Source organism: Neisseria sp., from assembly GCF_041804105.1.
GTDB lineage: Bacteria > Pseudomonadota > Gammaproteobacteria > Burkholderiales > Neisseriaceae > Neisseria.
The window spans coordinates 1-13,321 of sequence record NZ_JBHCJY010000088.1; the positions used below are offsets into that span (position 1 = coordinate 1).

Genomic DNA, 13,321 nt, shown 5'->3' on the forward strand with positions numbered 1-13,321 from the left:
CAGTTTGGTGCGGGTTTTAATCAGCACCTGCTGCTGGATGTCGAACTCTTCGCGCGTAACCAAATCCATGCGGCTGAATGCACTTCCGAGCATGGCTTTTACGTTTTTTTCTACATCTTTTGCGGGGCTGTTGGCGATGGTTTCGCTGATTTTGGATGTGACTTCGTCAAACAGGTTTTTGCCGAACATGTTGCGGTCCTTTGTTTTGTGGAATGCGGGAACTTCATTGTATAGCGAATCAGGCCGTCTGAAAATGTTTTGTGCGTTTCAGACGGCCTGTATGCTTTAGGCCGTCTGAAAGCGTGATAAAATGCCTATGTATTATTTTGACAATAACGATACATTACGGGAAGTGATTTATGAGCATCAAGGATTGGCCGGAAGGCGAGCGGCCGCGCGAGAAACTGATGATGCGCGGGGCGGCGGCGTTGAGCGATGCGGAACTTTTGGCCGTGTTGTTGAGAGTGGGTACGCGGGGTATGAGTGCGGTGGATTTGGCGCGTCATTTGTTGGGCGAATTCGGCAGTTTAGGCCGGTTGATGAGTGCGGATGCCAAAACTTTATCGGCCTGTAAGGGCATGGGCTTGGCGGGTTATGCGCAGTTTGCGGTGGTACGGGAAATCGGGCGGCGGATTTTGTGCGAAGAGTTGCAGGAAAATGCGGTGATGAGAAGCCCTGCGGACGTGGCCGATTTCCTGCGCCTGCATTTGGGGCACGAGCGCGTTGAAGTAAGTGTGGCATTGCTGCTCAACCGCCAAAACCAGTTGATTGCCATGCACGAACTTTCACGTGGTACGGTGGCTGAAAATACGGTTTATATCCGCGAAATCGTTAAACTGGCACTCGACGGTTTCGCCGACAGTTTGATTTTGGCGCACAATCATCCGGGCGGTTCGCCGGAACCTTCTCCCGAAGATATTGCGTTTACACGCAGGCTTTCCGAAGCATTGTCGCTGGTGGATGTGTCGCTGCTCGACCATTTTATCGTTACGGCACGGGAAACCCGTTCGTTTAAAATGGCGGGATTGGTATAACGGCAAGGCCGTCTGAAAAGTTTTCAGACGGCCTTGTTGTTGCAACAGATGCGTCATCCGTTTTGTGGATACGGCAGTTTCAGACGGCCTGGACAGCTCCCGTATTCAGGAAGAATGCACTGCTTTTTCAATCGCCAGCTTCTCCAAACGGTAGGCTTCGGCGGCTTCGCGTTCGCGGCGGGTGGTTTGGCGCATGATGTACCAGTTGATGATGATGACCAGCGTGCCGACAACCGTGATGAAAATCGTCGCAAGCACGTTCATCTGCGGATCGAGACCCAAACGGATTTTGGAGAAAATTACTTGCGGCAGGGTGGATGAACCGGGGCCGGACAAGAAGGCCGCAATCACCAAATCATCCAGCGAAAGCGTGATGCCGAGCAGGAAGCCCGAAGCGATGGCAGGAGCAATCAGCGGCAGGGTAATGACGAAAAAGATTTTCAGCGGGCGGGCACCCAAATCCATCGCGGCTTCTTCAAGCGACTGGTCAAGTTCCATCAATCTTGAACGGATAACGACGGTAATGTAGGCCATGCACAAAGTGGCGTGGCCGAGAAAAATCGTGAAAAAGCCTTGACCGAGCCATTCGGCGTTCACCGACAAACTTTTCAACAAGCCCTGCACTTGGAAAATCAGCAACAGCATGGACAGGCCGGTAATCACGTCGGGCATCACCATCGGCGCGGATACCATGCCTGCAAAGAGTGTGCTGCCGCGGAAGCGTTTGATGCGCGACATGGCATAGCCTGCGAGCGTACCGAGTACGACGGCTGCCAAAGACGATACCACGGCAATCCTGAACGACAACCATGCGGCTTCGAGTATTTGGGTATTGCCCAGCAGTGCGCTGTACCACTTGGTGGAAAAGCCGCCCCATACGGTAACGAGTTTGGAGTCGTTGAACGAATACACCACCAATACCACGAGCGGGATGTAGAGAAAGGCCAAACCGAACGCAAGCATCAGTTTGAGAAACCACGAGAGTTGGTTGCGCTGCATTATTTGGCTCCTTCTTCAAGTTCGCGGTTTTCGTAGTGTTGGAACAGGGCAATCGGCACCACCAGCAGTGCCACCATTACCACGGCAATAGCGGAGGCCAGCGGCCAGTTATTCTGGTCGAAGAACGCCTGCCACAATACTTTGCCGATCATCAGATTTTCCGAACCGCCCACCAATTCTGGGATAACGAATTCGCCCACGGCGGGTACGAACACCAGCATCGATCCGGCAATAATGCCGGTTTTCGACAGCGGCAATGTGATGGTAAAGAAGGCTTTGACCGGCCCTGCACCCAAATCGGATGCGGCTTCGAGCAATCTTCCGTCGAGTTTTACCAGTTGGGTGTAGAGCGGCAAAATCATGAACGGCAGGTAGGCGTACACCATCACCAGATTCAGCGAGAACGCGTTGTAGAACATATTGAGCGGCGTATCGATAATGCCCCATTTCATCAACAGGTTGTTGACGATGCCGTTGTGGCCGAGCAGCCCCATCCATGCATACACGCGCAGCAGGAACGATGTCCAGAAAGGCAGCATAATGGCCAGCAACAGACCGTTGCGGACAGACGGGTTGGCACGCGAAATCGCATAGGCCACGGGATAACCGATTAAGAGACAGATCAAAGTGGTGGTTAACGCAGTCTTAATCGACGACCAGTAGGTCAGCAGGTAAATATTGCTGCCTGTGCCGTCTGAAAACGGGTTGAGCATTGTGCTCAAGCTGTTCCAGAAATCGGCGAAAATATCGGCATAATTCTGATAGCTGAGCAGGATATTCAGACGGCCTAAGTCGGTGTCGGTGGTGAACAGGGGCGTAAACGGCGGGATATTGACTTCCTGCTCGGCAAAGCTGATTTTCAGGACGATGGCGAACGGAACCAGAAACAGCACCAACAGCCAGGCAAACGGCACCGCAATCACGGCGCGCTGGCCGGGACGGCGCAACAGCTTGCGTTTGAATGTTTTCCAGAATTTCATTTCAGACGGCCTCCCTTAGCGGGTGAGCGGGGTGGGCTGGTTTTCAGGCCAGTTCACATAAACGGTTTCATCCCAAGTGGGCGGTGTGATGTTGCGCACATACCAATAAGGAGCCGGTACCTGGCTCTTAATCACGCGGCCGTTTTCAAGCTGTACATGGTAGATGGCGAAACTGCCCAGATAGGCGATTTCTTTTACCGTGCCTTTTGCCCAGTTGAAATCGCCCAAGGTTTCCGGTTTCTCCTTGTATAAATCAATGTCTTCCGGACGGATGCTGACCCACAGGTTCTGCTCGGTGGGGCCGCCCAAACCGTGGTCGATACGGATGCGGTTTTCCAAGTCGGGCGACTCGATTACCGCGTAATCGGGCTGGTCTTCAATAACCGTACCCTCGAAAATATTGGTTTCGCCGATAAATTCCGCAGTAAAGCGGCTGTTGGGGAAATCATACACATCGCTGGGCGTACCCACCTGCTGCAACTTGCCTTCCGACATAATCGCAACGCGGGTCGCCATCGTCATTGCTTCTTCCTGGTCGTGCGTTACCATGATGCAGGTTACGCCCACGCTCTCAAGCGTATTGACCAATTCGAGTTGGGTTTGCTGGCGCAGTTTTTTGTCGAGCGCGCCCAAAGGTTCGTCAAGCAGCAGGATTTTCGGGCGTTTGGCCAAACTGCGCGCCAGAGCCACGCGCTGCTGCTGGCCGCCGGAAAGCTGGTGCGGTTTGCGTTTGGCGTATTTCGTCATCTGTACGAGACGGAGCATTTCTTCTACCCGTGCCGCGATTTCGTCTTTCGGCATTTTGTCCTGTTTCAGGCCGAATGCGATGTTCTGCTCCACCGTCATGTGCGGAAACAAGGCATAGCTTTGGAACATCATATTGATGGGACGCTCGTAGGGCGCGAGTTTGGTAATGTCCTGCCCGTCGAGGATGATTTTGCCCTGATTGGGGATTTCCATGCCCGCCAACATGCGCAGCAAAGTCGACTTGCCGCTGCCCGAACTGCCCAAAAGGGCGAAAATTTCATGTTTTTCAATGTCCAAGTCGATGTTATCGACAGCGTAATTGTCACCAAATTTTTTCACCAAACCTTTGATTTGCAGATAAGGCTGGGCGGAAGACGCGTTAGCGTTCATGGGCAAAACTCCAATGATTCAAATAACGAGTACCGGCGAAACGGATTTTCGATGGGTGATAAAAAGCTGTTTGATTGCTGGAAGAAGCAGATGCAACCGCCTTTCAGACGGCCTGAACAGGCTGTAAGGCTCGGATGTGGTCGTCTGAAAAGTTTTTTCAAACGGCTTCGGAATCTGTGAACAGACTCCAAGGTTGCAGCTCCCGTGGCGTTCGGGCAGCACGAAGCAGAAGGTTTCTGCTGAAACGCGCAATTATATTAGCCAAAGGCTTTACGGGGCAATGATTAATTTAAAGAAATCCGTGATTTGGCGCAAAATTTCCACGAGAACGGTTGGCTGTATTCCATATCCTTTGAAAAGGCTTGGGAAAACTACGCTGCAACAGATGCAGCGGACGAACTCCTTATTACATCGCGGTGTTGCTTTAAAAATAGCGTGCCCGAGAATCATCGGATTGGTTTGAATTGCAAGCATCGGCTCGGGTCCCATTAACTCTTTGATTATCCGTTATTTTGAATGATTGAAAACGGATACTTTCCGGCTCGCAAAATTCAACTTTCAAAGTTTCGCCCATACGGGAAATGCTGATTGTCTCAAACACCACAACCCTCGAACCTTCATAAACGACGAATGCCGTCTGAAAAACGGTCAAAACTGATTTCAGACGGCATCAGACCATTCGGCAAAAATCCTGCTGATTCTGCTATATTTGTTTCAACCAAATAAAAAACGCGAACCTTTACCGGATTCGCGTTTTGTTTTTTCAGACGGCCTTACTTCTTGTCGTCTTTTACTTCTTCAAAGTCGGCATCCACTACGTCATCGTCTTTTTTAGATGATGCACCTGCGTCGGCAGAACCTGTTTCGCCGGCCTGTGCTTCGGCTTGCGCTTGGGCGTAAACCATTTCGCCCAGTTTTTGGCTGGCTACGCCCAATGCTTCGGCTTTGGCATCGATGTCGGCTTTGTCTTCGCCTTTTACGGCTTCTTCGGCGGCTTTCAAAGCGTCTTCGATTTTGGCTTTTTCATCGGCTTCCAGTTTGTCGCCGTAGTCGGCCAAAGATTTTTTCACCGAGTGAATCAGGGCTTCGGCTTGGTTGCGCGAGGCCACCAGTTCGGTCAGTTTTTTGTCTTCTTCGGCATTGGCTTCCGCGTCTTTCACCATGCGTTCGATTTCTTCTTCGCTCAAACCTGAAGAACCTTGGATGGTGATGTTGGCGGCTTTGCCGGTGCCTTTGTCTTTGGCGGAAACGTGCAGGATACCGTTGGCGTCGATGTCGAAGGTAACTTCGATTTGCGGCATGCCGCGCGGCGCGGGTGCGATGTCGCCCAAGTTAAACTGACCCAGTGATTTGTTGGCAGAAGCGCGTTCGCGTTCGCCTTGCAGCACATGGATGGTTACGGCCGACTGGTTGTCTTCGGCAGTAGAGAACACTTGCGACGCTTTGGTCGGAATGGTGGTGTTCTTGGTAATCAGCTTGGTCATCACGCCGCCCATGGTTTCGATACCCAACGACAGCGGGGTTACGTCGAGCAGCAACACGTCGCTGCGGCCGCCGCCCAATACTTCGCCCTGAATCGCTGCGCCTACGGCTACAGCTTCGTCGGGGTTCACATCTTTGCGCGGTGCTTTGCCGAAGAATTTTTCCACTTCTTCCTGTACTTTAGGCATACGGGTTTGGCCGCCGACCAAAATCACGTCGTCGATTTGGCTTGCGCTCAAACCTGCGTCTTGCAGGGCGATGCGGCAAGGTTCGATGGAGCGTTTGATCAGGTCTTCCACCAAAGATTCAAATTTGGCGCGGGTCAGTTTCAACACCAAGTGTTTCGGGCCGGACGCATCCATCGTGATGTACGGCAGGTTGATTTCGGTCTGCTGGCCGCTCGACAATTCGATTTTGGCTTTTTCGGCAGCTTCTTTCACGCGCTGCATTGCCATCGGGTCGCCTTTCAAATCAATGCCTTGTTCTTTTTTGAACTCGTCGATGATGAAATCGATGATGCGTTGGTCGAAGTCTTCGCCGCCTAAGAAGGTGTCGCCGTTGGTGGCCAAAACTTCAAACTGTTTGTCGCCGTCGACATCGGCGATTTCGATGATGGAAATGTCGAAAGTACCGCCGCCCAAATCGTACACGGCTACTTTGCGGTCGCCGCCGGACACTTTGTCCATACCGAATGCCAAAGCTGCGGCGGTCGGCTCATTGATGATGCGTTTTACGTCCAAACCTGCGATGCGGCCTGCGTCTTTGGTGGCTTGGCGTTGGCTGTCGTTGAAGTAGGCCGGAACGGTAATCACGGCTTCGGTCACTTTTTCGCCCAAGTAGGCTTCGGCGGCCTCTTTCATTTTGCGCAACACTTCGGCGGAAACCTGCGGCGGAGACAACTCTTTGCCTTGCGCCTTCACCCAAGCGTCGCCGTTGGACGATTTGATGATTTCAAACGGCATGGTTTCGATGTCGCGCTGTACTTCTTTGTCTTCGAATTTGTGGCCGATTAAGCGTTTGGCCGCGTAGATGGTGTTTTTCGCATTGGTAACGGCTTGGCGTTTGGCCGGTGCGCCGACCAATACTTCGTTGCCGTCGAGATAGGCGATAACGGAAGGCGTAGTGCGCGCACCTTCGGCGTTTTCAATCACTTTGGTCGAACCGCCTTCGGAAATGGCGACACAGGAATTGGTTGTACCCAAGTCGATACCGATTACTTTTGCCATATTGATGAACTCCTAATAAAAATTGATTGGTAATGTATGAATCATTCGGGACTGTACTGCCCGGCTGACCTGTAAATAAAGGCAGATTTTGTACTTTTCAAGCACCGTCGGTAATTTTTTTTATTTTTTAATTCAAAAGATTAAATTACTTATCCACAGGTTGTTGATTTTTATTGGCTTCAGACGGCATATTCTGAAAGGATGGAAACATTTGTTTTTCCTCCCTCCGGTCAAGGCCGTCTGAAACACGATTTGCAGCAAAGAAAAAAGAGCAGAGAACCTACCCTTTCCCCTTTTCAGACGGCCTTTTGTCTTCCAACAATACTACTGCCGTTTTGGGCGGATAAGGCCGTCTGAAAATTTTGTGTTTGATGAATTTCATCAAACGGTGCCTTCAGGCTTCGGATTTGCTGACCACCACCATCGCCGGACGCAATATGCGTTCGTTCATCGCATAACCTTTTTTCAGCACACGGATAACCGTGTTCGGCTCCTGCTCCGCCACTTCCGCCTGCATCGCCTGATGCAGATTCGGGTCGAGTTTCTCGCCCGCAGCCGGATTGATTTCCTTGATTTGGGTATTGTCGAACGCTTTCTGCAACTCGTTCAAGGTCATCTGCACACCCATTTTCAGCGCATCGAAATTACCGCTCTGGTCAAGCAGGGCCATTTCCAGATAATCTTTTACCGGCAGCATTTCCGCCGCGAATTTCTGCCCCGCAAACTTGTGCGCAGCCTGCAATTCCTCCGAATGACGGCGGCGCAGATTCTGCTCGTTTGCCAAGCCGCGCAACTCGCTGTCTCTCAGTTGCCCCTCAAGTTCAGCAACGCGTTCCTGCAATTCTTCATAAGAAGGCGGCTCCTGCACCTCAGGCTGAGCCGCTTCTTGTCCGGTTTCCGCCGTTGCCAAGGCTTCTACGTTTTCTTCAACGGTTTGGTTTTGTTCGGTCATGGTATTTTCCTGTACAAGACAAATTTTCAGTGGCTGCTATATTAGGCCGTCTGAATGGAATTCAAGATAATGCCTGGCAACTTCTCGTCTAAATATCCCTCTTCACTCTATTTTCCATTTCTCGTCACCAAATAACCCTTTGCCATAACGATAGAACTCTGCCGCCGTTTGCCAACGCCTGCATTCGCTGTAATATAGAGCCGTTACCCCATATTTTCAGACGGCCTATCATGAAAAAAGACCATCTCAACACTCAGGATTTCGACATTTGGCAGACGATACGGGAAGAAACCGAAGCGGCGGCGGCATCGGAGCCTATGCTGGCCAGTTTCCTGCACCAAACCGTTTTACGCCACGAAACGCTGGATGCCGTGCTTGCCTACCATCTTTCCAGCAAGCTTTCCAGCCAGATTGCCGATGCGCGTGCGTTGTTTGAAATCTACCAGCAGGCTTTATGCTGCGATACCGAGATCATCGGCTGCGTCGAAGCCGACCTCAAAGCGTGTTACGAGCGCGACCCAGCCTGCGACGAATATTCGCTGCCGCTCCTGTATTTCAAAGGCTTCCACGCCATTCAGGCACACCGCATCAACCATTGGCTCTACAACAACGGCCGTAAAACGCTGTCGTATTTCCTGCAAAACCGCTCCAGCGAAGTATTCGGCGTGGACATCCATCCCGCCGCCCGTTTCGGGCACGGCATCATGCTTGACCATGCCACCGGTTTTGTCGTCGGCGAAACCGCCGTGCTCGGCAACAACATTTCCATCCTGCACGGCGTTACCCTAGGCGGTTCGGGCAAGGAAAGCGGCGACCGTCATCCGAAGGTCGGCAACGGCGTGATGATCGGTGCGAACGCATCCGTTCTCGGCAACATCCGCATCGGCGACAGCGTCAAAATCGGCGCGGGCAGCGTGGTGGTGGCCGATGTGCCTTCACACATTACCGTGGTCGGCGTACCCGCGAAACCCGTCGGTCGTGCGTCAAACGCGCCGGCGGCGGATATGGATCAAAACATTATTCTCGACGGTACCGACTTTATTATCTGAACCATGCGGCCGAACATCCTGATGCACGGCTTGCGTATGGCCGTGTGGGTTGCCTGTGTTTCCAACCGTCCGAACGGTTTTTCAATGCGTGTCACGACGGTTCCGCCGCTGTCATTTCAAAACGTTCCGCCGACAACCCCATCCGAACCGCCGAAACAATCGCAGGCCGTCTGAAAAAGATTTTTCAGACGGCCTTAAGTAACATTCTATTTGTATTTTCACGAGATATTCACGAGATTATGGTTTGTCCAAACCTGCCTGACAAGCCTATTTGAACCATCCGCGCAAGCGCTCCAGCCCGCCGAAATTGATGCACGCATCGGCATGCGCCTGTGCTTTGGGTTTGGCGCGGTATGCCACGCCGATGCCTGCGGCTTCGAGCATGGGAATGTCGTTGGCACCGTCGCCCACCGCCAGCACTTGACCGTCCCGCAGATTCAGACGGCCCCTGTATTCACGCAGCAAATCGGCTTTGGCCTGCGCGTCGATGATGCGCCCGTTCAGACGGCCTGTCAGACGGCCATTTTCGGTTTCCAAAACGTTGGCGTGTTGGTATTCAAACCCCAACCGTGCCTGCAAACGCTCGGTAAAAAAGGTAAAACCGCCCGACACCAGCATAAAGGCCACGCCGTGTTTTCGACATTCCGCCAGCAGCAATTCCGCCCCGGGCGAAAGTTGCAGCACACGGTCGTACACGTCCTGCAAAACCGTTTCGTCCAAGCCCGCCAGCAACGCGACGCGGCGGCGCAGCGACTGTTCGAAATCCAGCTCCCCGCGCATCGCCTGCTCGGTAATTTCGGCCACCTGCACCTTCAGGCCGACTCCCGCCGCGATTTCGTCCACGCACTCAATCGTGATGAGCGTCGAATCCATATCGCTGACAATCAGCCCCAATTCTCCGAACGCCATATCGGGCAGCACGGCGGCATCGATTTCCTGCCGTCTGAGTTCCGCCGCAACATCTTCCGGCAAAACAAAATCTTCCGCCACGGCAAAACGCAGGCTGTCGGGCAAAGCAACGGCTTCGGGCAGTTTCAGACGGCCTAATGCCGACAGGTCGCAGCGGGAAAAATCGCGATGTTGGAGAATCAGGGAACGGGTCATGACGGCAGGCCTTCGGCAGATGATGGAAAGGGAGAATTATAGTGAAAAACCGCTGCGGCTGTAACGGCAGCGGCGGGTGGCATGTCAGGCCGTCTGAAAAACGGCATATCCGGTCGGTTTCCCATACCTGCCGACGGCGGTACGACCTGCACTGAATCAAAACCGCCGTGCAGGAAAACGGCTATTTTTCAGTTCACACCGACGGCAATACCACTTTGATTGGATTCGCCCCCGTTCGAACCGGCATTTTCGGATTTCAGACGGCCTGATCCTGTCGGGCAACGGCAACCCCGCTCTGCCGCCGCTTCAGATAATTCCCAATGCTTTCAAACCGTTGTACACGCCGTCTTCCTCCACCGTCGGGCAGACATAATCCGCTGCCGCTTGGGTATCGGGATGGCCGTTGCCCATGCACACGCCGAAGCCGACGGCTTTCATCATTTCGATGTCGTTCAGCCCGTCGCCGAAGGCCATGGTGTCGGCGATGTCGATGCCCAAAGCGGCGGCGGCGGTGCGGATGCCGCGTGCTTTCGAGCCTTCGATGTCGAGGATGTCCACGCCGGTTTCGTGCCAGCGCACGGTGCGGAAACCGTATTTCGCCGCCAGCGCGTCCACCCGGGCATCGTATTCCTTGCCGTAAAAACCGAGTATCTGGAACACGTCGTTGCTGCGGAAAAAGTCTTTATCGACGGGATGCTGAGGCAGGATATGGCGCATGGCCTTCTCGACTTCCGGCAAAGGTTCGGACACGGCGATGTTGTCGTTGGACACAAACGCATGGGCGATGCCCAAACCGTCCAAGTCGGCACACAGCGCGGCAATGTTTTCGCGGCGCAGCGGGAAAGTTTTCAGCACGCTGCCGTTGTGGCGGATAAACTGGCCGTTGATGGTCAGGAGCAGGTCTATGCCCGCTTCCTCCGCCAACGCGCGGACTTTGGCGGGCATGGCGACATAAGGGCGGCCGGTGGCGATGGCGGTCAAAATACCTTTGCTTTTCAACGCGTTTACTGCTTCGGTCACCGACGGGCGCAGGGTGTCGGTGTATTTGCGGTAGAGCGTATCGTCGATGTCGAAAAAGATGATTTTGGGTTTCGGATTGTGCATGGTTCGCTTTCGGAAATGTTCAGACGGCCCGAGTGTATCGGGGCGGCACATTGGATGCCGTCTGAAAGATTTGGTTCGTAATGTCTGGTGTCATTTTAACGCAAATCAAAGTCCGGCATGGTACGGAGCCGTTGCGCCGTCCATATCGCCCGGGGGCGCAGAAGATGCGTTCCGCCCGGCATCAGGCCGTCTGAAAACGGTTTTCAGACGGCCTTCCCGCACACTGCGGCACACCGCAAAACCTTGTAAACCGCTGGAATACTGTTCAACGCCTGCTTTACAATACTGCGTTAAAAATTTCCATCCAACGGAGCAACCCCATCATGGCAAAAAAATATTTCGGCACCGACGGCGTACGCGGCGAAGTCGGCCAATTTCCGATTACCCCCGATTTCGCACTGAAACTCGGCTACGCCGCCGGCTGCGTGCTGGTGCAGCATGACAGCGAACACAAACCCACCGTACTCATCGGCAAAGACACCCGCATTTCCGGCTATATGCTCGAAGCCGCGCTGGTGGCCGGCCTGACCGCCGCCGGCGTGAACGTCATCCAAACCGGCCCGCTGCCCACCCCGGGCGTAGCCTACCTGACCCGTGCGCTGCGTTTGGCCGCCGGCGTGATGATTTCCGCATCGCACAACGTTTATTCCGACAACGGCATCAAATTCTTCGCCGCAGGCGGCGTGAAACTTTCCGACGAAATCGAGCTGGAAATCGAAGCCAAACTCGACGAAGAAATGAAAACCGTCTCTTCCGACCAGCTCGGCCGCGCCCGCCGCGTCAACGGTGCCGACGACCGCTACATCGAATTCTGCAAATCAACCTTCCCCGCCCACTTCGACCTGCGCGGCCTGAAACTGGTGGTCGACACCGCCAACGGCGCAGGCTACGCCGTCGCCCCGAAAGTGTTCCACGAACTGGGCGCGCAGGTGGTTTCCATCGGCGACGAACCCAACGGCTACAACATCAACGAAAAATGCGGCGCCACCCATCCCAAAGCATTGCAGGCCGCTGTTTTGCAGAATGAAGCCGACTACGGCATCGCACTCGATGGCGACGGCGACCGCCTGATGATGGTGGACCGCAACGGCAAAGTATACGACGGCGACAACCTGATTTACGTGATTGCCAAAGCCCGTGCCGCCGAAGGCACCGACATCGGCGGCGTGGTCGGCACGGTCATGACCAATATGGCGATGGAGATCGCGCTCAAAGAACAGGGCGTCGCATTCTGCCGCGCCAAAGTAGGCGACCGCTATGTATTGGAACAACTGCACCAGCGCGGCTGGCTCATCGGCGGCGAAGCCAGCGGCCACATCCTGTGCATGGACAAACACAATACCGGCGACGGCATCATCTCCGCCCTGCAAGTTTTGGCCGCCCTGCAGGTGTTGCAGCAGGATTTGGCCACCGTCTGCGCCGACTGGCAGCCTTTCCCGCAAACCATGATCAACGTGCGCATCCAAAAGGGGCAGGACTGGCAGGGCGCATCGAAAGACGTTTTGGCCGAAGTGGAAAAAGAACTCGAAGGCAAAGGCCGCGTGGTGCTGCGCGCATCGGGCACCGAACCCGTCGTGCGCGTGATGGTGGAAGCCCGCCAGGCCGACTGGGCGAAAAAAGGCGCGGAACGCATCGCGGCGGCCATTACCGGCAAGGCGGAAAGCAAAGGGCATAAATAAACCCGCTGCCGTTTTTCAGACGGCCCGAACAAAACCGGCCTTGCAGCAGGTTTGAAGGCCGTCTGAAAAAGCCGCCTGTTCTTGCACCGTTTATCGGCTTGCCGAACAATCCGCCGACCGAACTTTTCCCAAACGACACCGCAGACTGTGCCAACGCTGCCTGCGGTGTCTCTTTATTTTGACCGACTGCGTTTGGATGCGGTGCGGATGGTATTTACCGCCGTTAAACCGCCGTCCGCGAAGCCGTCAATTGGCCTAACTTACCATGCAGGCGTACTGCTTGACTCTAACCCGCAAGTATCCGCCTAAAAACCGAAACAACAACATTTTGTTCCATTTACCGCTTTGGGCAACAACCATGGCTTCCCGCCTGCGCGGGAACGACGGCTGCCAACGTTACCGTACCGGCCGGCAGAGGGCGCAAACGCAACCTCAATATAGCAAATAAACTTATTTATCGATACACACCTGAAACAGCCAATCCACATCCGTAATTCGCAGCCGATTCCTAACACCTTTAATCCAAGCCCACTTTTTCTCTATCTGATTCAGATCGGGGCTATAAGGTGGAAGCC

The 13,321-nt window shown here is 54.0% G+C and carries 11 protein-coding genes; 3 read left to right on the forward strand and 8 right to left on the reverse strand.

Translation table 11 applies throughout. From position 1 onward, the window contains the following. Positions 1 to 189: accessory factor UbiK family protein (locus tag ACEYDX_RS08035; protein WP_373741501.1), on the reverse strand; the 189-nt coding region annotated here is incomplete at its 3' end. Between the two features lie 170 nt (positions 190 to 359). Between ACEYDX_RS08035 and radC the strand changes: the two genes are divergently transcribed. Then, a complete protein-coding gene (gene radC / locus ACEYDX_RS08040) occupies positions 360 to 1,034 on the forward strand; it encodes a DNA repair protein RadC (protein WP_373741502.1) in 675 nt (224 codons plus the stop codon). Positions 1,035 to 1,139: 105 nt separating this feature from the next. Here radC and ACEYDX_RS08045 read toward each other — a convergent pair whose 3' ends face one another. From ACEYDX_RS08045 to grpE, 5 genes are all read right to left on the reverse strand, one after another. Further along, a complete protein-coding gene (locus ACEYDX_RS08045) occupies positions 1,140 to 2,033 on the reverse strand; it encodes an ABC transporter permease subunit (RefSeq protein WP_373741503.1) in 894 nt (297 codons plus the stop codon). After that, positions 2,033 to 3,013, reverse strand: coding sequence for an ABC transporter permease subunit (locus ACEYDX_RS08050; protein WP_373741504.1), 981 nt, complete (start codon positions 3,011 to 3,013; stop codon positions 2,033 to 2,035). The genes ACEYDX_RS08045 and ACEYDX_RS08050 overlap by 1 nt, the downstream gene beginning before the upstream one ends. A 15-nt stretch (positions 3,014 to 3,028) precedes the next feature. Continuing rightward, on the reverse strand, positions 3,029 to 4,150 hold the full coding sequence (locus ACEYDX_RS08055; RefSeq protein WP_373741505.1) for an ABC transporter ATP-binding protein: 1,122 nt from the start codon (positions 4,148 to 4,150) through the stop codon (positions 3,029 to 3,031). A 773-nt stretch (positions 4,151 to 4,923) separates the two neighbouring features. Beyond that, entirely contained in the window at positions 4,924 to 6,858 is a 1,935-nt protein-coding gene (dnaK, locus tag ACEYDX_RS08060; protein ID WP_373741506.1) for a molecular chaperone DnaK, read from the reverse strand. 394 nt (positions 6,859 to 7,252) lie between these two features. Beyond that, the gene (gene grpE, locus ACEYDX_RS08065; protein ID WP_373741507.1) at positions 7,253 to 7,810 is read right to left on the reverse strand and encodes a nucleotide exchange factor GrpE; all 558 of its coding nucleotides are present in this window, start codon (positions 7,808 to 7,810) and stop codon (positions 7,253 to 7,255) included. A 230-nt stretch (positions 7,811 to 8,040) separates the two neighbouring features. Between grpE and cysE the strand changes: the two genes are divergently transcribed. Further along, the gene (gene cysE, locus ACEYDX_RS08070; protein WP_373741508.1) at positions 8,041 to 8,859 is read left to right on the forward strand and encodes a serine O-acetyltransferase; all 819 of its coding nucleotides are present in this window, start codon (positions 8,041 to 8,043) and stop codon (positions 8,857 to 8,859) included. Between the two features lie 267 nt (positions 8,860 to 9,126). On the opposite strand, the gene serB is transcribed toward cysE, so the two are convergent. Next, positions 9,127 to 9,963: a phosphoserine phosphatase SerB gene (serB, locus tag ACEYDX_RS08075; RefSeq protein ID WP_373741509.1), complete on the reverse strand. Its 837-nt coding sequence runs from the start codon at positions 9,961 to 9,963 to the stop codon at positions 9,127 to 9,129. A 306-nt stretch (positions 9,964 to 10,269) separates the two neighbouring features. Beyond that, a complete protein-coding gene (locus ACEYDX_RS08080; protein ID WP_373741510.1) occupies positions 10,270 to 11,118 on the reverse strand; it encodes a Cof-type HAD-IIB family hydrolase in 849 nt (282 codons plus the stop codon). A 272-nt stretch (positions 11,119 to 11,390) separates the two neighbouring features. Here ACEYDX_RS08080 and glmM point away from each other — a divergent pair, with 272 nt between their 5' ends. Further along, on the forward strand, positions 11,391 to 12,746 hold the full coding sequence (gene glmM, locus ACEYDX_RS08085; RefSeq protein ID WP_373741511.1) for a phosphoglucosamine mutase: 1,356 nt from the start codon (positions 11,391 to 11,393) through the stop codon (positions 12,744 to 12,746). Positions 12,747 to 13,321 lie beyond the last annotated feature (575 nt).